Source organism: Corynebacterium sp. HMSC078A10, from assembly GCF_001811565.1.
GTDB lineage: Bacteria > Actinomycetota > Actinomycetes > Mycobacteriales > Mycobacteriaceae > Corynebacterium > Corynebacterium hesseae.
The window spans coordinates 88309-106530 of record NZ_KV805179.1; the positions used below are offsets into that span (position 1 = coordinate 88309).

Genomic DNA, 18222 nt, shown 5'->3' on the forward strand with positions numbered 1-18222 from the left:
GCGGTACCCGGGCGGGGGAGCGGGGCACGATGGCTGCGTGCTAGAATAGATTCCCTGTATATGCGGCCCACCGAGAGTACGCCGAGAGCACACGATGGGCACCGTCTCAAAGGCTTCACAAGGAGTGGCAATGGAATTTAAGGTCGGAGAGGTCGTCGTCTACCCCCACCACGGCGCCGCCAAGATTACGGCGATTGAAACCCGGGAGATGGGCGGCGAGGAGCTCGAATACCTCGTTCTCCAAATCAACCAGTCCGACCTCGTGGTCCGCGTGCCTTCCAAGAACGTTGAGATGGTCGGCGTGCGCGATGTTGTGGGCAAGGAAGGCCTCGAGAAGGTCTTTTCCGTTCTGCGCGAAGTAGACGTTGAGGAAGCCGGAAATTGGTCCCGCCGCTACAAGGCCAACCAGGAGCGCCTCGCCTCCGGTGACATCAACAAGGTGGCCGAGGTCGTACGCGACCTGTGGCGCCGCGACCAGGACCGCGGCCTGTCCGCTGGTGAGAAGCGCATGCTGGCCAAGGCCCGCCAGATTCTGGTCGGTGAGCTCTCCCTGGCCAAGCCGGTTGATGAGAAGAAGGCTGACACCATGATGGAGGAAATCAACGCCACCATCGAGCGTCACCGCGCCGCTGGCCTGGTGGATGACAAGTCCATTACCACCGACATTGACAATGACGTCGATCTCGATGACCTCTCCTTCGACGACGAAGACTAAGGACCAGCCCACCCCCCGCGTCATTGCTCTCGTCGCGGCCGCCGGGCAGGGCACACGCCTCGGCGCAGACGTTCCCAAGGCCTACGTGGAGCTACGCGGGCGCACCCTCTTGGAGCGCTCCGTTCGGGCGATGATCACCTCCGAATTCGTTGATGAGATCATCGTGCTGGTCAGTCCGGCCATGGAAGACTATGCCTCCAGCATCCTCGGCCGCATCGATTCTGACGTACCCATTCGCATCGTCCACGGCGGGGGTGAGCGCGCCGATTCCGTCTGGGCGGGTCTGCAGGCCATCCCGGAGGAGGACGCCGTGGTGCTCATCCACGACGCCGCCCGTGCATTGACGCCGCCGGGGATGATCGCGCGCGTCGCCAAGCGCGTGCTTGACGGTGCCACCGCAGTCATCCCGGTCCTTCCCGTGGCGGACACCATCAAAGAGGTGGAGGGGACTGTGGTGCTGTCCACCCCGGACCGTTCCCGCCTGCGCGCTGTGCAAACGCCGCAGGGCTTTAACCTGGCCGCGCTGCGCCGCGCCAACCTAGACTATTGGGCGCAGGACCCTGACTTCGTCGCCACGGATGACGCCAGCCTCATGGAATGGCACGGCGAGCGCGTGGAGACCGTGCAGGGAGATACCTTCGCGTTCAAGATCACCACCCCCATCGACCTCGTCCTGGCCAAGGCCGTGACGGATGAGGCCGAACCGACCATCTTCGAGGTGCCTAGTGACTAACCCGATTATCCCGCGCGTGGGAATCGCCACCGACGCCCACCAGATTGAGCCCGGAAAGCCCTGCTGGATCGCAGGCCTCCTCTTCGAGGACGTGGATGGCTGCGAGGGCCATTCCGATGGTGATGTGGTGAGCCACGCGCTTGTCGACGCCTTGCTCTCCGCCTCCAACCTCGGCGACCTCGGCTCCTTCGTCGGCGTGGGCCGGCCAGAGTACAACGGAGTCTCCGGTGCCCAGCTGCTGCGCGAGTGCCGCGAGCTGCTGGAGAAGGAAGGCTTCATTATCGGCAACGCCGCCGCACAGTTGGTTGGACAGAGCCCCAAGATGGGCCCGCGGCGGAAGGAAGCCGAGTCCGTGCTGAGCGAAATCCTCGGCGCCCCAGTGTCCGTCTCTGCGACGACGACGGATCACCTTGGCTTCACCGGACGCAAGGAGGGCCGCGCAGCCGTGGCCACCGCCGTGGTCTGGCGCGCTCCCAATTCCTAACGTAAAGTCATCAGAAAAGGAGGACGCTGTGGCTTTGACAATGCGAATTACCAATACCGAGGCACTTCGTGCTCGGCACGACGAACTCCTGTACGCCTTGGAAGCTGCGGTTGGTGAAAACCTTAGCTCTGAAGATTTGCGGATTCTTGCAGAGTCCGGTCGCTTTTCGAAAGCGGAGCGCGCTTTATATGACGAGCTCAGGCGCGTCGAGCTTATGCTTTACCGTTAGCTCCGTGAACAGTTGCGTGCCTCCGTCGACGTGCTGGAGGCATCTGGCAAAGGGCGTCTGACAAAAGGCATCAATCAAATGGCGTTTTCACGGCTGAAAACGCCATTTATTCGTTACAGATGGCGTTTGGACCCAAAGATGCCTTGTGACAGATGCCTTTTACGGGACGCCTTCCTGTCTTAGGTCAATTGAGTGCGGAACAATCCCATCACGCTGCTGTAAGCCGCCAGGTATCAGTGTTAAAAGTGACGTTGCTCATCCATCCGCGACCTAAATCGGGTTGAATGGACAGGCACTGCGCCCAGTCCTGCTCCGTGTGACTATCGGCCGTGGTGAAATCCTATCAAGGGGTCAATTAGACTGGGCCGGGTGAGTACTTTGCGCATTTTTGATACCGCCACCCGCAGCCAACGTGAGTTCGAGCCGGTTCGTCCCGGCCATGCGTCGATCTACCTGTGTGGTGCCACCCCGCAGTCCCAGCCGCACATTGGGCACCTGCGCTCCGGCGTTGCCTTTGACATCCTGCGTCGCTGGCTGCTTGCGCAGGGCTATGACGTGGCCTTGGTGCGCAACGTCACCGATATCGATGACAAGATCCTGACCAAGGCAGCCGAGAATAAGCGCCCTTGGTGGGAGTGGGTATCCACCTATGAGCGCGAGTTCACCAAGGCTTATAACACCCTGGGCGTTTTGCAGCCCTCCGTGGAGCCGCGCGCGACGGGCTTTGTGACGCAGATGGTGGAGTACATGCAACGGCTTATCGACGCCGGCTTCGCATATGCCGTGCCTGGCGAGGACGGTGCTGGTTCCGTCTACTTTGATGTCGCCGCGTGGAATGCCACGGAAGGCTCGGACTATGGCGCGTTGTCTGGCAACCGCGTCGAGGATATGGAGCAGGGTGAGTCCGATGCCGTGGGCAAGCGCAGCCCGCAGGACTTCGCGCTGTGGAAGGCGGTTAAGCCGGGCGAACCGTCCTGGCCCACACCGTGGGGCAAGGGCCGCCCGGGCTGGCACCTTGAGTGCTCGGCCATGTCGACTTACTACCTAGGCGGCGAGTTCGATATCCACTGCGGTGGCTTGGACCTGCAGTTCCCGCACCACGAAAATGAGATCGCACAGTCCCATGCGGCGGGGGATAAGTTCGCCAACTACTGGATGCACAACCACTGGGTCACCATGGCCGGTGAGAAGATGTCGAAGTCCTTGGGCAACGTACTCTCCATTGCCAACATGCTGGAGATCGTCCGCCCGGTGGAGCTGCGCTACTACCTGGGTTCCGCGCACTACCGTTCGGTCCTCGAATACTCTGAGGCAGCGCTGACCGAGGCCGCGGCGGGCTACCGTCGCATCGAGGATTTCGTGGGCAAGTTCGAGGGCGTCGAGAAGGGCCAGTGGACCGCGGCCTTCGAGGACGCAATGAACGATGACATTGCTGTCCCGAAGGCGCTGGCGGAAATCCACACCACGGTGCGCGCGGGCAATAAGGCGCTGGGAGAAGGCAACCGTGAGGAAGCCGAGCGCCTTGCCGGGGCGGTGCGCGCCATGGCTGCGGTTCTTGGCTTTGATCCACTCGATGAACAGTGGAAAGATAGTGGCGAAGAAAGCGGCGCTGATGCGGCCCTGGACATCCTGGTTCAGGCCGAACTTGAGCGCCGCACCACCGCCCGCGCAGAAAAGGATTGGGCTACTGCGGACGCCGTGCGCGACCGCCTTGCAGCCGCGGGTATTAGCATCACTGACACCGCCGACGGCCCCACCTGGTCCCTGGCGGATTAACGTCCTCGGCATAGGCCGAGGACAACATAAGGAGTAAGAACTATGGCACGTACCCATGGCCGCGGCGGCGCAGGTATCCGCAAGACGAATAAGAAGGGCGCTACGAAGGGCTCTGGCGGTCAGCGCCGCAAGGGCCTAGCCGGCAAGGGGCCCACGCCGAAGGCGGAGGACCGCGTCTACCACGCCAAGCACAAGGCGAAGCTGGAGCGCGAACGCCGCAACTCGGGCCGCCACCACAAGGAGACCGCGGAGATGGTCGTCGGCCGCAACCCGGTCATCGAGTGCCTCCACGCTAAGGTTCCGGCAACGTCGCTCTACATTGTGCAGGGAACGCGCAACGACGCCCGCCTGTCTGAGGCCGTAGCCATGTGCAATACCCGCAACATCCCGATTCTTGAGGTCCAGCGCCACGAGATGGACCGCATGACCGGCAACGGCATGCACCAGGGCATTGGTCTGCAGATCCCGCCGTACAAGTATGCCGACGTCCATGACCTGATGGATCGCGCACGCGATGCCCAGGAACCGGGCATGTTCGTCATCCTCGATAACATCACCGACCCCCGCAACCTCGGCGCGGTCATCCGCTCCGTTGCCGCTTTTGGCGGCCATGGCGTCATCATTCCGGAGCGTCGCTCGGCCTCCGTTACCGCGGTGGCTTGGCGTACCTCGGCAGGCACTGCCGCGCGCCTGCCAGTAGCTCGCGTGACCAACGTGACCCGCACGGTTCAGGAGTTCCAGAAGGCTGGCTACCAGGTCGTCGGCCTCGATGCGGGAGGCGAGCACACGCTCGACACCTACAACGGCGGCACTGACCCCGTCGTCATCGTCATCGGCTCTGAGGGCAAGGGCATCTCGCGCCTCGTCCGCGAGAACTGCGATGCCATCATGTCCATCCCCATGACCGACTGGGTTGAATCCCTCAACGCCTCCGTGGCGGCAGGTGCGGTCCTTTCGGAGTTCGCCCGCCAGCGCCGCGCGGCCCAGAAGTAGGCTCACGCTTTCGCCGCCATGTTCCTCACGAGTGTGCGTCCCGCCCCGGAGCTTATTGGGGAGGGACTGCCCGGCGTGCCGGAACACATGCGCCGCCTGGGCGTGCTCATCGCAGCGCTGCCCGGCGGCGCCTTGCGTTTGCCTACGCCCGTGACCGTCGTCGTGGGGGATAACGGCGCCGGAAAATCCACGCTGCTCGAGGCCATCGCCGTGGGGCTTGGCGTCAATCCCGAGGGCGGCTCGCGCCACGCCCGGTTTGCCACCGGCGACGAGGACTATCCCGAGTGGCTCATCTGCTCGCGGGCGCACAACCCGCGCGACGTGTACTTCTTGCGCGGCGAGACCTTCCTCAACTTGAGCGAGTATCACCACCAGATCCACAGCCCGGAGAATCCCGATCCGCTCAGTGACTTGCCGTTTCTCAGCCACGGCCAGGGTCTGCTCGCCCTCGTCGAGAGACGCTTCCATTCTGACGGAATGATCATTCTCGACGAGCCGGAAGACGGCTTGTCCTATCCCCGGCAGGTCGAGGTTGTCACGCAGCTCGAGCGCCTCGCCGCCCAGGGCGCGCAGGTCATCCTCGCGACGCACTCGCCAGTCTTCCTCAGCATGCAAGGCGCGACCGTCTACGCGTTCGGCGACAAGGGGATTGCGCCCGTCGCTCCCGAAGCGACGGAAGCTGTCCACGCCGCGCGCGAGTTCCTTGCCGATCCATTGGGGACCGCCGCGTTTCTTATTGGGGAGGGCGAATGAGAGACTTCTATGTCGACGCCTATGCCGCGCTGGACGGCGGCCACGGACCTGAGTGGGTGTCCTCCGTTCCTGGTTTCGTGGCGCTGCGACGCCAAGGACTGGACCTGCGTGCGCCGGTGACCGTGCTGACCGGGGACAACGGGGTAGGAAAGTCGACGCTCGCCGAGGGCATTGCCTTCGAGTACGGCTTTCCTGAGCGCGGTGGGATATGGGGTGTGCAGCGCTCCGCCGGTCCCATCAATCCCCTCCGGAGGTGGGCGAGCCTGCGGCTAGGCACCGCGCCCAAGGACGGCTACTTCCTGCGAGCGGAGGCGCACTACAACGTTGGTTCGACCGCGATGTCGCATGGCGAGTCCGTCATGGACGTCGTGCAGCGTTCCTTTGATGGGCGCGGGCTCTACATCCTCGACGAGCCGGAATCTGGGCTTTCGCTCGTGCGGCAGATGACGCTCATGGCGGAAATCCATCGCGCCGCGGAGGCGGGTGCGCAGTTCATCGTGGTGACGCACTCACCGATTGTGGCAGCCATCCCCGGTGCGCGGATTGTTGAAATTACAGAAGATGGGTTCTTCCTTGAGCTGCGCGACGTGACACAGACGCTGGCGTTTCAGTCCCTCGCCGAAGTGATGCGGCGGGTTTAAAGGCCGAAGAACTCCTCCACGAGCTCGGCAGCGATGAAGGAATCCGTGTTTTTACCCAGGCGTGGGTCCAGCTCGTTGCCCGACGGGATGACGTGGCCCATGCCCTCGACGCTCACGAGCTCGACCGGCGCGCCGGTGGCGTCTGCCGGCTCCCAGCGGTCGACAACGGTGTCGGGGAAAAGGTGGGTGCGCTCTGGGCCGGCGGCATGGTTGAGCTCCGCGAAGCGTGCGGCGTTCTCCTGCGCGCCGGTGACGGCACCGCGGGTGCGCTTCGGGTCAATGCCCGCCGTTCCGCCCGTATAGGGCGCGAGCCGGTCGCCCGTGCCGTGGACGAACATGACCGGGGTGGGTTGGTACGCCGAGTCCGGATTGGTGGGCGCATGGTTGGCGCCGGCGCCGAGAGTGGAGGCGAAGATGCAGGCGGCATCGGCAAGCCCGGGGGCGTCGAAGAGCAAGCGGATAACCATCTGCCCGCCGTTGGAGAAGCCGCAGAGGAACACGCGGCTAATCTCCTGCTCCGCGCGCAGCTCGTCGAGGATGGCGCGCGTGAAGGCGACGTCATCGATGCCCAGCTCGCGCGCGGCGACGGGCAGGGTGGCGCGGGCATCGTTAAAGTGCTGTTCCACGCCGGTGGGGTAGACCGCAAGCATGCCGTGGCGGGTGGCGAGGTCATCGAACGTGCCGTTAGTGAAGCGGCGGATGACGTTCGCGGATTGCAGGGAGCCGTGGAAGAACAGGAGGAGGTCTCTCTGGCGCTCGACGTCATCATTCGGGCGGTACACGAGGTACGTGCGGGTGCGGTCTTGTAATTCGAGGCTACGGCGTTCCAAAGTCACGCATCTAGCCTAATCCTGATGCGCGCAGTGCTCATCGTGCGTCGAGGTGTGGTGTGTCTCGGCGTCGGCGCGATCGGTGGCGGCGCGGAAGTGTTCCTGGGAGGCGCGGCGGGCGGCGACGTCGTCGCGGACGGCCTTGCGGCTGCGAGCCCAGCCGATGCCGCGGCAGACCAGGTAAATAACAAAAGAGATGCTCGTGACGAAGACCGAGACGGGCAGGCCCGGCGCCAGGGAGAGGACCAGGCCGCCCACGGCGGAGACCTCCGCGAAGATGGTGGACCACACCACCGCGCGCAGCGGGGAGGAGGTAATCTGTACCGCCGCTGCGCCCGGGGTGATGAGCAGAGCCATGACGAGCAGGGAACCGACGATCTGCACGGACTGCGCGGCCGTCAGGCCTACGAGGATGGCGAAGCAGACCGCTAGGGACTTCACCGGCACGCCGGCGGCTTGGGCCATGACGGGATCCGCAGAAGCGAAGAGCAGCGGGCGCCAGAACAACGCCACCACGGCGACGATGATGGCGGTCGTGGCGGCGAGCAGCCACACCGAAGCGGAGGAGACGCCAACGATCTGTCCTGTTAGGAGCGTCATCGCGGTTTTGGCGTTGCCGGGGTAGAGGTGCAGGAACAAAACCGAGAGTCCCAGGCCGAAACTCATGACCACGCCGATAGCGCTGTCTTGTTGGCCTTTCAGTCCCAGCACCGCCAGGATGATGGCGGCGACGATGGCGCCGGCAATCGCGCCGAAGCCGATATTGAGGCCGAACAGCAGGGCGGCGGCCGCGCCCATGAGCGCGAGCTCAGAGGTGGCGTGCACGGAGAAGGACATTTGGCGCAGGACGATGAGTGAGGTCATCACTCCGGAGAGGATTCCCAGCAGCGCGCAGGCGATGAGCGAGGATTGCACGAAATCAACGCCCAGCAGGTACTGGGTATCTTCGATGAATCTAGACAACGATGAGCCTCCCATCGACGTTGAGAACGGTCACGGAGGAGCCATAGAGTTCCGAGAGCACCTCGGAGCGCATGACCTCATCGACCGTGCCGAACATGTGGCCATTGGGTGCAAGGTAGAGCACCTTATCCACCACGCCCAGCACCGGGTTGATGCCGTGGGTAACGAAGAGCACGGAGGTGCCGCGCTCGTGGCGCCAGGCGTCGAGCTTGGCGACGGTCGCCTGCTGTCGCGCCGGGTCCAAGGACAGTAGTGGCTCGTCCGCGAGGATGAGCTCCGGGTCATTGGCCAGGGCCTGGGCCTGGCGGATGAGCTGTTGCTGCCCGCCGGAGAGCTGGCCCACGCGGCGGTTGGCAATTCCGGTGGCGCCGACCTCGGCGAGGAGTTCATCGACGCGTCCCCGGGCAGGGCGCCGGTTGCGCAGCGTGCCGTGGGCGAGGGACAGCGACACCAGATCCCGGGCGCGTAGCGGCAGGTCCTGCGGGAACATTCTTTGCTGTGGGATAAAGCCCACGCGGCACGTGACGTCGACGCTGCCCGCAGTGAGCTGGCGGGTACCCAGGATAGTTCCCAGCAGCGTGGACTTGCCCACGCCATTGGGGCCTAAAACGGCGATGAACTCGCCGCGGTCTACGGCGAGGTTCATGTCAGACCACAGTGGTTCTACTGCGGCATTCTTAAAGGAAATGAGCACTTATGCGGCCTCGAGTGCGTTGACGACTTCTTCATAGTAGTCAAGGAAGTTGGTCTTCTCCGGCGGGGTTTCACCGATTTCGACGACCGGGATGTTCTTGTCCTCGGCGGCGGTGCGAATGCGCTTGGTCATGTCGGTTTCGGTCTGCGGGTTGAAGATGAGCAGGTCGATCTTGTCCTGCTTGATGTCCTCGAGGAAGTGCGCCAGGTCGGCGGCGGTGGGCTCGCCTTCAGCAACGGTGGCCTTGCGGAAGCCCTCCGGGGTGGCGTCGGTGCTGTCGGTGTATTTGAAGATGTAGTCCGCGATGGGCTCGGTCTGCGCGTAGTTGTGCTGAGGCAGCTTCTCGATGCGTGCCTTCAGGCCCTCCACGCGCTCGACCAGAGGATCGGCGGTGGCCTTGGCCTCCGGGTTGGCCTCGTTGACGAGATTGGCTACGTCGGTCGCCACCTTCTCGATGGCCGCGGCGTCGTACCACACGTGCTCGTTGCCATCGATGTTGGTGATTTGCTCGGGGTGCTCGGCGGCGATCTTCTTGGCCTCGTCCATGGTCACGGTTTCGCCTTCGTGAGCGTGGTCATGGTCGTGCGCATGGTCGTGTTCCTCGCCATGCTCATGCTCTCCATGATCATGATCGCCATGGTCATGCTCGGTCAGCGGCAGGGCGTGGATGATCTCGTCCTGGTTCTTGACCGCCTGGTAGAGCCATGCGTCGTAGCCGCCGCCACCGGCGATGATGACGTCGGCGTCGTTAGCGCGCGCGATGTCGGCCGCGGTGGGCTCGAAGTGATGGGGGTCCACGCCATTGCCACTCACGATGGGACGGACGTCGATGTTGACGTCGGTCTGTGCAGTATCGACGACGGCCTGGGCAACGTCGGCCCAGATGGAGGTCGAGGCCACGACGTGGATGGTCTCCTTGTCGGAGCCGGCATCCGAGCCGCCGGCGGCGTTGTCATCACCGGAGGAGCAGGCACTCAGCGCTGCGGCACCCAAGGTGGCGGCGAAGAGGAGGGCGGTGGGACGTCGGAAAGCGCGGCGTGAGAGGGAAGTGGTCATGTCCCTATTTCTACGCTTTAGTGAAAATTGTTGTCAAATGATAATAAGTTGAAAACGGGTAGTCTTACCGTCATGTCCAAACGCAGTACGACGCTGGCCTCCCTGGCCGCCGAACTCGGGGTTTCGCCCACCACGGTGTCCAACGCGTATAACCGCCCGGACCAGCTGGCGCCTGCCACCCGCGAGCGCATCCTCGCTGCCGCGGCCGAGCGCGGCTACACCGGCCCGGATCCCACCGCGCGCAGCCTGCGCACGCGCCGCCAGGGGTCGCTGGGGGTCCTGCTCACCGAGCACCTGTCCTATGCCTTCGAGGACATGGCTTCTGTGGACTTCCTCGCCGGAATGGCGGAGGCTTCAGCGGGGGCGAGCACGACCCTTACCTTGATCCCCGCCGGCCCGGATACCGTGGGCGCCCCCAACGATGCCCAAGCGGCACAGCTGGTGGGCTCGGCGGCGGTTGATGGCTTTGTGATCTATTCCGTGGCGGCGGGCGATGCTTATCTGGAGGCCGTGCGCCGCCGCGGCCTGCCGGTGGTGGTCTGTGACCAGCCCACGGATTCGGGCCTGCCCTTCGTGGGCATCGACGACCGCGCCGCGATCGCCCCGGCGGCGCAGGCGCTTGTCGACGCCTCCCATACCCGCATCGGCATCCTCACCATCCGCCTGCACCGCGAGCGCCTCGACGGCGAAGTGACGGCTGAACAGCTCGCCGCGGCGGACATGCACGTCCAGCGCTCGCGCGTGCTGGGGGCGCTGGACGTCTTCGCGCAGGCGGGCCTCGATCCTTCAGATATCCCCGTGGTGACGCGCCACATCAACGACCCGCGCACCGCCTATGCGGCAGCCGAAGAGTTGCTGAGCGCCCACCCCGAACTCACCGCGGTGCTGTGCACGACGGACTCGATGGCGCTCGGCGTGATAGCTTATGCCCGCGATCATGGAATCGCTGTTCCGGAGCAGCTTTCCGTCACCGGATTCGACGGCATCGCGCCGGCCCTAGCACTGGGACTGAGCACCGTCGTACAGCCGAATAAGGAGAAGGGGGCGGCGGCCGGGCGCATGTTGGCGGGCCTCATTGAGGGCGACGGTGGTGCGCCGCGCACGTTGCTTTCGACGTCTTTCCACCCCGGGCGCACAGTGGCCCCGGCCGGGGCTTAAGAGCTGTGCTGCGCGCGGGCGGACGCGAGTTCTTCGAGGAACTCCGTCACCGCCGCGATATCTGGTAGGCGAAGCGCTGCCTGCGTTGCGCCCTCGCCGACCTTGACGCCAAGGTCCGGTGGCTGGTTGAGCACGGCGAAGCCGTCTTCGTCGGTGGTGTCATCCCCTAAAAAGACCACCGCTGTGGCGCCGACGCGCTGGCGAAGCTTCTCAATCCACGTGCCTTTCGTGGCCTGCGTTGCGGAGAACTCAACGACGCATTTGCCTTTTGTCTTGGGGAAGCCATCGGCGCTTAACGCTGCCCCTTCCGCATAGGCCGCGGCCGCGGCGTCCGGGTCTTGCAGCTCTAGTGCGCGCAGGTGCAGCACGCGCTGGAAGGGTTTAACCTCCAGCTCCGCGCCGGGGTGGCGGGCGATGATCTCCTTGAGCTCTTTTTCCTTCTTAGCCAGATGGGCTTCCATCTCTGGGCTTAAGGAGGATTCTTCCCACGAGGATTCGGCTCCATGGGAACCGCCAAAGAGCACCGGTTCGCGCAGCGGGCATACCCGCTTCAGACCCTCGAGGTGGCGCCCAGAGAGCACTGCGGCGGTGGTGTGCGGCAGTTGCGCTAGGGCGGCCAAGGCATCGAGTGAGCGCTGCTCTGGGCGCACGTCATAAGCGTTGCGGGCGAAGCCAGCTAGGGTGCCATCAAAGTCGGACACAACCGCGAGGTGTTCGGCGGAGGCGAGAGCATCAATCATGTTTCCCACCCTAGCGCTGAAAATTTCGGCGCTAGAGCGAGGACATGCGGATGATCGGTGAATCCACCTTATCGGTGTGCAGCGTCAACACCAGCTGGTTGTTGGGGTTAAGCGCAAAGTCGAATTCATGGCCTTCGGCGATGAGGTTGCGCATCAGCGAATCGGCCCATCTGACCGAGCCCTCGCAGTCTTCACCGTTCGGTGGGCTCTCGTAGGTGGCTTTTTCTACCCTCATCACGTCACCCTCCCAGATCGTGGAGGCCTTGTCCCCTTTGTGGAAGGAGACCTCGGCGGTGAAGGGGACGCAGCCGGTCGAGCCCACGGCAGTGTGCTCACCGAAACTCATGTGCGGAACCTGCGCGGTGTCGGCGGGGAGGGAAGATGGCGCGTCGGGGGAGGTATAGAGGTTGATGACCTGCCAATCCTTGCCCACGATGCGATCATCGCCGCGCGGTGTGGGCTCCTCGTCCGCGGAGCCGCACCCGGTTAGTCCACTTGCGAGCAGCGCCGAGGCGAGCACAGCAGTGAGCGCTGCGGCGGGGCGGCGTCGCATCATGCTTCCTCCTGATCCAACGCGCCGAGGAAGGACTGCGACCACAAAGCAATATCATGTTGGCGCACCTGCTCGTTCATGGCAGTCATGCGCTCGCGCATGGTCTCAGGCGATTCCTCCAGCGCCTTGACCGCGGAGAGCAGGGCGCGCTTGATGGATTCGATGTCGAAGGGGTTGCACAGGTTAGCTTGAGTAAGCTCTGCCGCCGCACCTGCGAACTCGGAGAGTACGAGCGCGCCGGAGCCATCGCCGTGGGAGGCCACGTATTCCTTGGCTACGAGGTTCATTCCATCCTTGAAGGGCGTGACCAGCATGATGTCCGCGAGCCTGTAGTAGCGGCGCAGGACCTCCTTCGGAACGGAGCTGTGCTGATAGTGCACCACCGGCGCACCGAGGCGCCCGAAGCGCCCATTGATGCGGCCTACGGCTTCCTCCACCTTCGAGCGCGTGGCGCGGTAGTGGTCGATGCGCTCGCGCGAGGGCGTGGCCAGCTGCACGAAGGTTACCTCGTCTGGGTCCAGTGCCCCGGTTTCGAGGAGCTCCTCGAAGGCGGTAAGCCGCTGCAGGATGCCCTTTGTGTAGTCGAGGCGGTCGACTCCCAAAATGACGTGCGTGGGGTTACCCAACTCAGCGCGCAGCTTGGCGATGTCCCCCGCATCACCGCCTTCAGCGAACTCACCCGCCGCAATGGAGATGGGGAAGGCGCCGATTCCGACGGAATGCCCACTACTGGTCACGATGCGCGCGGTGACCGCGCGGGTGCTCACTTCACCTTCGACCTTCAGGCCCTGGGCGCGGGCGAGCTCTAGGAAATTGCGGGCGTTGGATTCGAGGTGGAAGCCGATCAAGTTAGCGTCGAGAAGCCCCCGCACCAACTCCTCACGCCACGGCAGCTGGCGGAAGAGATCCGGGGAGGGGAAGGGGATGTGGAGGAAGAAGCCGATGGTGAGATCGGGGCGCAGCTGGCGCAGGATGCCGGGCACGAGCTGCAGCTGATAGTCCTGCACCCATACCGTGGCATTCTCCGCGGCGACAGCCGCTACCTCGTTGGCAAAACGTAGGTTGACCTCGCGGTAAGCGTCCCACCAATCGCGGTTGTAGACGGGGGTGACGATGAGGTCGTGGTAGAGCGGCCACAGGGTGGCATTGGAAAAGCCCTCGTAGAAGGCTTCATAATCCTCTTGAGTGAGGCGTACCGGGTGAAGCAGGACGCCGTTGTCGGTGGTGAAAGGCTCAGGTGCCTCGTCGGCCACGCCCGGCCACCCCACCCAGCAGCCCTGGTGTTCTTCCAAGACGGGGGAAAGCGCGGTGACGAGACCGCCGGGTGAGGCCTTCCATTCACGGGTGCCGTCGGCGGAGGTCTCGAGGTCCACCGGCAGGCGGTTGGCCACGACTACGAAGCTATTGCTGCGCCCGGACATAGCTAGGCCTTCTTCGCGGACTTTTTAGACGCCTTCTTCGTCGACTTCTTAGTGCTCTTCTTAGTCGCCTTCTTTGAGGCTTTCTTCGTAGCCTTCTTGGTCGCCTTCTTGCTGGACTTCTTGGAGGCCTTCTTCGTTGACTTCTTGCTGGACTTCTTCGGAGCAGCATCGGCTTGCTCGGCCAAGACCTTGCGGTGCACCAAGCCTTCCGGTTCGACGCCCAGCATCGACATAAGAGTCACGCCGTCAAGGAAATCCTCCGCATAGGTGGCAACGACGCGGCGCGCGGAGCGGGCGGTCTCTTCCTCTACTGCATGAGTCTGGTCAGCCGCTGGCTGAGTATCTGTGACCTTTGGTGGCACGGAGTCCTCCTGGGATGAAGTGTGAAAGCTTTCAGACCGGCTATTCTACGCTATTGCGACGCCGATGGGGTGCTCGGGTCATCTTTGCCGGGCACCGTGTAGGTGGGGCGCTGCGCTGGAAACTCCGTGGTGACGGGCCACATGTCCGTGACGGCATCACCCTGCTGGAAGCGCGCCTGCTGCGCGGGCGTCGGTGGCTTGGGGCCATACTGTGGCGGCGGGGCCGGCAGGTTGTGGCGTGGTGCGAAGGGGGACATGGGGACGCGGGGGATGCGTGCTCGCTGTGCCAAACGGGTGGCCCGTGAAAAGGAAAACGTTCCCAGGCGCTTGAAGGCGGTATAAGGCCGGAAGTACTGCGGGCGGCGCAGGCGGCGGGCGACGCGCTCACCGAAGACCACGCCGGCGGCGAGCGCGCCGGAAATGGCAAGCGCACTGGCCAGGTTGGTCAGGCCGGTGATGAGCTGTTCGTTGAGCATGGCGTACATGCCGCGGTACAAGGTCAGGCCCGGAAGCATGGGGGTATAGCCCACGATCATGGTGATGAGCGGTGGCATCATGTAGCGGCGGGAAAGGAGACCGCCCGCGAGGCCTACCGCCACGGCCGAGAATCCGGAGGCGACGACAGCTCCAACGCCGAAAAAGACGACGAGGAAGTAGTAGAAAACCATACCGGCGGCCGCCGTGAGCCCGGAGATGGTGACCTCCGACCACGAAGCCCCCAAGGCCAACGCGAAGGCGGCGGAGCCGATTCCGCCGCACAGCACCAGAAGCGGGATCTGGTGATAGACGGGTGGCGCGAGCGTCGCCAGCGGCGGCAGGCTAAAGCCCACCCATGAGGCAACCTGGATACCCAGGCCCACGCCGGCGATGATGGCACCGGTGGACATGAGCGCCTCGAAGAACTTGGCGGAGGAGGTTACGGGGGCGCGCGTGATGCCGTCCACCAGGCACTGCACCAAGGTCAGTCCCGCCACCAGCACGATGATGCCCGAACCGATGATCTGGGAGGGCAGAATGTGGATACCGAAACCCGCGAAGACGTTGTAGAGAATGGCCGCGGGGACAACGGCAAGCAGGCCACCGACGAGGTTCTGATAGAAGGGCGGCAAGCGGTAGCCGGCCAGGAACATGTTCGTGCCCATGATGAGCGCCGAAATGAGGAACGTGATGAGGCCGACGAGGAGATCACCACCGAGCATGACGGCGATAAACCCACCCATCGCGCCCCAGGCGCTGACGATGGTGGTCGTGGAATAAGGGTTCTTCATCGCGTCGATATCATCCAGGACCTTCTCCGCCATGGCCGGCGGCGTGGCACCGGAGTGGATGGAGCGGATGAGGCGGTCGACCGCGGACAGCTTGGTGAAGTCCACGGCGATGCTCGGCGCCACGCGGAAGACGTGGAGGTTTCGCCGGTCCGGGCCCGTGCCGATAGCCGTGTGGATAGTGATCGTGTTCATCAGGATGGACACGTGACAGTAGTGCAGACCATAAGAGGACGCGACGAGGTGAATCTGCGCCTGGACGTCAGTATTGGCGGAGCCAGCCGCAATCAGGATTTCCCCGACGCGCGCGGCGATCTCCATGACGCCCGTGACTTGGGCCGGGTCGGTGAGATCGACCGGGGCAAGAGGGGAGGGCGGTGGTGCGGCCTTCGCGGCGTCAATGGTGGCGACGGGGGCCGAACGGTACAGCAGGCGCTGGCGCAAGGAAGAAAGAACAGACACGGAAAAGAAAGACCTCATCAACACTTCTGGGTTCGGTAAGTCAGCACTTTAGTAACTGCCGCCGATTTATGCACCTGCCAGTGCTTTTCGGGGTCCTCGCACCCGCTTTTTCGCAGCGCAAGCACCCTGGCTTTCCTTCCACGGGGTGGTCTCAGGTACGATTCCCTCTAGCGGATTAGCCGCGGTGCTGGAGTGGCGCAATTGGTAGCGCAACGCACTTGTAATGCGTAGGTTGCGAGTTCAAGTCTCGTCTCCAGCTCAAAAGGGCCTTTTTAAAGGCCCATTTTTTGTTAGTCGGTGAGGTGGCCTAGGGCGACGTCGATAAGCGTCCGGCGTCGCTGCGGTGACAGGGGGCGTTCGGTGAGGTGATCATGGACCCACAGGCCGTTCGCTATCACCATCGCGAGCGCCACGGATTCATCCTCCGTAGCGGGATCGGGGAGCCAACGCTCGTCGACATCCCTCCACACCTTCTGAAAATCCGGATGGGACTGCGCGTGGATGGACATCAGCAGCTCAATGAGCGGATCATTCTTGCCCATTGATTCCAACGCGGCACGGTAGCGCTGGCGCGGGCTTAATTCCTCGGCCGTCTTGCGGTCTGAGAGTGCGATAAGCTCCTCCTCCCAGCGCTCCGCGCACAACGAATGGCAGTCTATGAGCAGCTGGTGCCGGGAGGGGAAGTGGTAGATGAGCCCAGACTTGCTCATGCCCGTGGCCGTGGCCAAGGAATCATAAGTGAGCGCGTGGACGCCGTCTTTCTCAATGATGGTGAGCGCCATGTCGAGCGCTTCGACCTTCTTACTGATGCGAGGCATCGGCACCTCCCGACGTGGGGTTGGTGCGGAAGCACCAGCCGGTGACCGCGGCGAAGACGAGCATGACTACGCCGAGTCCTGCGGCGGTGGCCAGGTAGGCGTCGGTATAGGCGGGGCCGGCAACCTCCGCGAGCGCCGAGTTGTGGAGCGCTTCCATGCCTAGGTCTTGGACGTCTTCGGGCAGACCGCTCTTGTACACCATGGGGAGTACGGAACCGGTGATCGCAATCGAGAGCAGCGTGCCGAATTCATAAGAGACCTCCTCCACACCGGCGGCCATGCCGGAGCGCGAGGCGGGGGCGGCGCCGATGATGGCGGTGGAGGAGACTGACATGACAAGTCCCGCGCCGATACCGGTGATGAATAGGCCCGCCAGGTATGCGGGGAAGATGTCGTGCGTGCCGCCCCACACCACGCAGCCGATGCCCGCCGCCATGAAGAGGAAGCCGCCGGCGATGATCGGCAAGAAACCCCAACGGTGGAGGTTGGCACCACCCAACGCGGACATTGGGAGTGCGGCCAGCGCGATGAGGGAAATGATGAGCCCGGCATGAAGTGGGGAATACAGGTCCACCAGCTGGAGCTTCTGCGTTGTGGTCATCTCTAGTCCCGCCATGCCAAACATGGCGCCCGCCGCAGCCAAGACGCCGCCGCTAAAGATGGGGGAGCGGAAAATATCGAAGGTGAGGAGTGGTTCCTTCAGCTTGTGCTGGCGGCGGGTGAAGAGGATGGCGCCGATGAGGCAGGCGGCTAGCGCGCCGCCGATGAGCATGGCGTTGAGGTGGGCGCTGGCCACCGACTTGATGACGAGTATCAGCGAGGCCAGCGTGATGAGCGCATACAGCGAGGAGAGGAAATCCCAGTGCTTCGCCGGGTTCGCCATATTCGGCGGGGCGAGGAAGGCCGTGAGGATGAGCGCGATGATGACGATGGGCACGTTGACCAAGAAGACCGAGCCCCACCAAAAATGCTCCAGCAAGAAGCCACCCACCGTGGGGCCGGCCGCCGCACCCACGACGGCGATGGAGCCCCAAATGCCGATGGCTGTATTGCGCTCAATCTCATCCTCAAAGGTCAACCGGATGAGAGCGAGGGTTGCGGGCATCATGATGGAGGCCCCGAGGCCCAAAAAGGCGCGAGCCGCGGCTAATTCCCATGCGCCGGGCGCTAGCGCTGCGGCCAGTGATGCGATGCCGAAGATCCACAGGCCGATGACGAACATGCGGCGGTGCCCGATTTTATCGCCCAACGTGCCGGTTCCCAGCAGGAGGCCGGCCAGCATGAGCGCGTAGGCGTTGATGATCCACAGCTGCTGCAGCGAGGTGGCGTGGAGCTGATCGGAGAGCACCGGTAGCGCGGTGTAGAGGATTGAGTTGTCTAAGCCGATCATGAGCAGGCCCAGGGAAATGACGCCAAAAAAGGTCCACCGGCGCGTAGCGGAGGCGCGGAGGGATTCGGCGGAGGCTTTCACGTGGAGGTCTGACATGGTTCGAAACTATAGCGAACGGTCGTTACAGTTTCAAAGCTTAGAAGGTCGAGTTGTTGTCGCAGTCACAAAGTTTCTAGGACGTGAGAA

The 18222-nt window shown here is 63.7% G+C and carries 19 protein-coding genes and 1 tRNA gene; 9 read left to right on the top strand and 11 right to left on the bottom strand.

What is annotated here, in order from left to right; genetic code table 11:
* The first annotated feature begins 130 nt into the window (after positions 1-130).
* The 7 genes from HMPREF2808_RS00610 to HMPREF2808_RS00645 all read left to right on the top strand — a co-directional run bounded on the left by HMPREF2808_RS00610 (position 131) and on the right by HMPREF2808_RS00645 (position 6324).
* Positions 131-715, top strand: coding sequence for a CarD family transcriptional regulator (locus tag HMPREF2808_RS00610; protein WP_070522798.1), 585 nt, complete (start codon positions 131-133; stop codon positions 713-715).
* A complete protein-coding gene (gene ispD, locus HMPREF2808_RS00615) occupies positions 687-1448 on the top strand; it encodes a 2-C-methyl-D-erythritol 4-phosphate cytidylyltransferase (protein WP_070623016.1) in 762 nt (253 codons plus the stop codon). Before HMPREF2808_RS00610 ends, ispD begins: the two co-directional genes overlap by 29 nt.
* The gene (gene ispF, locus HMPREF2808_RS00620) at positions 1441-1932 is read left to right on the top strand and encodes a 2-C-methyl-D-erythritol 2,4-cyclodiphosphate synthase (protein WP_070623019.1); all 492 of its coding nucleotides are present in this window, start codon (positions 1441-1443) and stop codon (positions 1930-1932) included. Before ispD ends, ispF begins: the two co-directional genes overlap by 8 nt.
* A gap of 598 nt (positions 1933-2530) precedes the next feature.
* Positions 2531-3937, top strand: a complete 1407-nt coding sequence (gene cysS / locus HMPREF2808_RS00630; protein WP_070623025.1) for a cysteine--tRNA ligase — start codon at positions 2531-2533, stop codon at positions 3935-3937.
* A 42-nt stretch (positions 3938-3979) separates the two neighbouring features.
* Entirely contained in the window at positions 3980-4930 is a 951-nt protein-coding gene (gene rlmB / locus HMPREF2808_RS00635; RefSeq protein ID WP_070562308.1) for a 23S rRNA (guanosine(2251)-2'-O)-methyltransferase RlmB, read from the top strand.
* An 18-nt stretch (positions 4931-4948) separates the two neighbouring features.
* Positions 4949-5683: an AAA family ATPase gene (locus tag HMPREF2808_RS00640; RefSeq protein ID WP_010188884.1), complete on the top strand. Its 735-nt coding sequence runs from the start codon at positions 4949-4951 to the stop codon at positions 5681-5683.
* Positions 5680-6324, top strand: a complete 645-nt coding sequence (locus HMPREF2808_RS00645) for an AAA family ATPase (RefSeq protein ID WP_070623028.1) — start codon at positions 5680-5682, stop codon at positions 6322-6324. Before HMPREF2808_RS00640 ends, HMPREF2808_RS00645 begins: the two co-directional genes overlap by 4 nt.
* On the opposite strand, the gene HMPREF2808_RS00650 is transcribed toward HMPREF2808_RS00645, so the two are convergent.
* Genes HMPREF2808_RS00650 through HMPREF2808_RS00665 form a run of 4 tightly spaced genes read right to left on the bottom strand, consistent with a single transcriptional unit; the run spans position 6321 to position 9867 of the window.
* Entirely contained in the window at positions 6321-7160 is an 840-nt protein-coding gene (locus tag HMPREF2808_RS00650) for a CE1 family esterase (protein WP_070522820.1), read from the bottom strand. The two genes, HMPREF2808_RS00645 and HMPREF2808_RS00650, sit on opposite strands and share 4 nt — an antisense overlap.
* Positions 7161-7169: 9 nt before the next feature.
* Positions 7170-8132, bottom strand: coding sequence for a metal ABC transporter permease (locus HMPREF2808_RS00655; protein WP_210386945.1), 963 nt, complete (start codon positions 8130-8132; stop codon positions 7170-7172).
* Positions 8110-8811 carry a metal ABC transporter ATP-binding protein gene (locus tag HMPREF2808_RS00660; protein WP_070623034.1) on the bottom strand — a complete coding sequence of 234 codons (702 nt, stop codon included), beginning with the start codon at positions 8809-8811 and terminating at the stop codon, positions 8110-8112. The genes HMPREF2808_RS00655 and HMPREF2808_RS00660 overlap by 23 nt, the downstream gene beginning before the upstream one ends.
* A complete protein-coding gene (locus HMPREF2808_RS00665) occupies positions 8812-9867 on the bottom strand; it encodes a metal ABC transporter solute-binding protein, Zn/Mn family (RefSeq protein WP_070623037.1) in 1056 nt (351 codons plus the stop codon).
* Positions 9868-9939: 72 nt separating this feature from the next.
* Here HMPREF2808_RS00665 and HMPREF2808_RS00670 point away from each other — a divergent pair, with 72 nt between their 5' ends.
* A complete protein-coding gene (locus HMPREF2808_RS00670; protein ID WP_070623040.1) occupies positions 9940-11025 on the top strand; it encodes a LacI family DNA-binding transcriptional regulator in 1086 nt (361 codons plus the stop codon).
* Here the strand turns inward: HMPREF2808_RS00670 and otsB are convergent.
* Genes otsB through HMPREF2808_RS00695 form a run of 5 tightly spaced genes read right to left on the bottom strand, consistent with a single transcriptional unit; the run spans position 11022 to position 15828 of the window.
* On the bottom strand, positions 11022-11765 hold the full coding sequence (otsB, locus tag HMPREF2808_RS00675) for a trehalose-phosphatase (protein ID WP_070623045.1): 744 nt from the start codon (positions 11763-11765) through the stop codon (positions 11022-11024). The genes HMPREF2808_RS00670 and otsB overlap by 4 nt on opposite strands.
* A 31-nt stretch (positions 11766-11796) precedes the next feature.
* The gene (locus HMPREF2808_RS00680; RefSeq protein ID WP_070623048.1) at positions 11797-12321 is read right to left on the bottom strand and encodes a hypothetical protein; all 525 of its coding nucleotides are present in this window, start codon (positions 12319-12321) and stop codon (positions 11797-11799) included.
* Positions 12318-13739: an alpha,alpha-trehalose-phosphate synthase (UDP-forming) gene (locus HMPREF2808_RS00685; protein WP_070623051.1), complete on the bottom strand. Its 1422-nt coding sequence runs from the start codon at positions 13737-13739 to the stop codon at positions 12318-12320. The genes HMPREF2808_RS00680 and HMPREF2808_RS00685 overlap by 4 nt, the downstream gene beginning before the upstream one ends.
* Positions 13740-13741: 2 nt before the next feature.
* Entirely contained in the window at positions 13742-14101 is a 360-nt protein-coding gene (locus HMPREF2808_RS00690) for a hypothetical protein (protein WP_070522844.1), read from the bottom strand.
* Between the two features lie 50 nt (positions 14102-14151).
* Positions 14152-15828: a threonine/serine exporter ThrE gene (locus HMPREF2808_RS00695; RefSeq protein WP_070623144.1), complete on the bottom strand. Its 1677-nt coding sequence runs from the start codon at positions 15826-15828 to the stop codon at positions 14152-14154.
* Between the two features lie 186 nt (positions 15829-16014).
* Here HMPREF2808_RS00695 and HMPREF2808_RS00700 point away from each other — a divergent pair.
* A tRNA-Thr gene (locus tag HMPREF2808_RS00700) sits at positions 16015-16087 on the top strand.
* A gap of 31 nt (positions 16088-16118) precedes the next feature.
* On the opposite strand, the gene HMPREF2808_RS00705 is transcribed toward HMPREF2808_RS00700, so the two are convergent.
* Together HMPREF2808_RS00705 and HMPREF2808_RS00710 are read right to left on the bottom strand one after the other, a co-directional pair.
* Complete coding sequence (locus HMPREF2808_RS00705; protein WP_070623054.1) at positions 16119-16646, bottom strand: TetR/AcrR family transcriptional regulator; 528 nt, start codon at positions 16644-16646, stop codon at positions 16119-16121.
* A complete protein-coding gene (locus tag HMPREF2808_RS00710) occupies positions 16630-18132 on the bottom strand; it encodes an MFS transporter (protein ID WP_070623057.1) in 1503 nt (500 codons plus the stop codon). Before HMPREF2808_RS00710 ends, HMPREF2808_RS00705 begins: the two co-directional genes overlap by 17 nt.
* Positions 18133-18222: the final 90 nt, after the last annotated feature.

Coding starts and splice junctions, on each gene's coding strand:
- HMPREF2808_RS00610 (WP_070522798.1), top strand. CDS start 131: ATGGAATTTAAGGTCGGAGAGGTCGTCGTCTACCCCCACCACGGCGCC.
- ispD (WP_070623016.1), top strand. CDS start 687: ATGACCTCTCCTTCGACGACGAAGACTAAGGACCAGCCCACCCCCCGC.
- rlmB (WP_070562308.1), top strand. CDS start 3,980: ATGGCACGTACCCATGGCCGCGGCGGCGCAGGTATCCGCAAGACGAAT.
- HMPREF2808_RS00640 (WP_010188884.1), top strand. CDS start 4,949: ATGTTCCTCACGAGTGTGCGTCCCGCCCCGGAGCTTATTGGGGAGGGA.
- HMPREF2808_RS00645 (WP_070623028.1), top strand. CDS start 5,680: ATGAGAGACTTCTATGTCGACGCCTATGCCGCGCTGGACGGCGGCCAC.
- HMPREF2808_RS00655 (WP_210386945.1), bottom strand. CDS start 8,132: ATGGGAGGCTCATCGTTGTCTAGATTCATCGAAGATACCCAGTACCTG.
- HMPREF2808_RS00665 (WP_070623037.1), bottom strand. CDS start 9,867: ATGACCACTTCCCTCTCACGCCGCGCTTTCCGACGTCCCACCGCCCTC.
- HMPREF2808_RS00670 (WP_070623040.1), top strand. CDS start 9,940: ATGTCCAAACGCAGTACGACGCTGGCCTCCCTGGCCGCCGAACTCGGG.
- otsB (WP_070623045.1), bottom strand. CDS start 11,765: ATGATTGATGCTCTCGCCTCCGCCGAACACCTCGCGGTTGTGTCCGAC.
- HMPREF2808_RS00680 (WP_070623048.1), bottom strand. CDS start 12,321: ATGATGCGACGCCGCCCCGCCGCAGCGCTCACTGCTGTGCTCGCCTCG.
- HMPREF2808_RS00685 (WP_070623051.1), bottom strand. CDS start 13,739: ATGTCCGGGCGCAGCAATAGCTTCGTAGTCGTGGCCAACCGCCTGCCG.
- HMPREF2808_RS00705 (WP_070623054.1), bottom strand. CDS start 16,646: ATGCCTCGCATCAGTAAGAAGGTCGAAGCGCTCGACATGGCGCTCACC.
- HMPREF2808_RS00710 (WP_070623057.1), bottom strand. CDS start 18,132: ATGTCAGACCTCCACGTGAAAGCCTCCGCCGAATCCCTCCGCGCCTCC.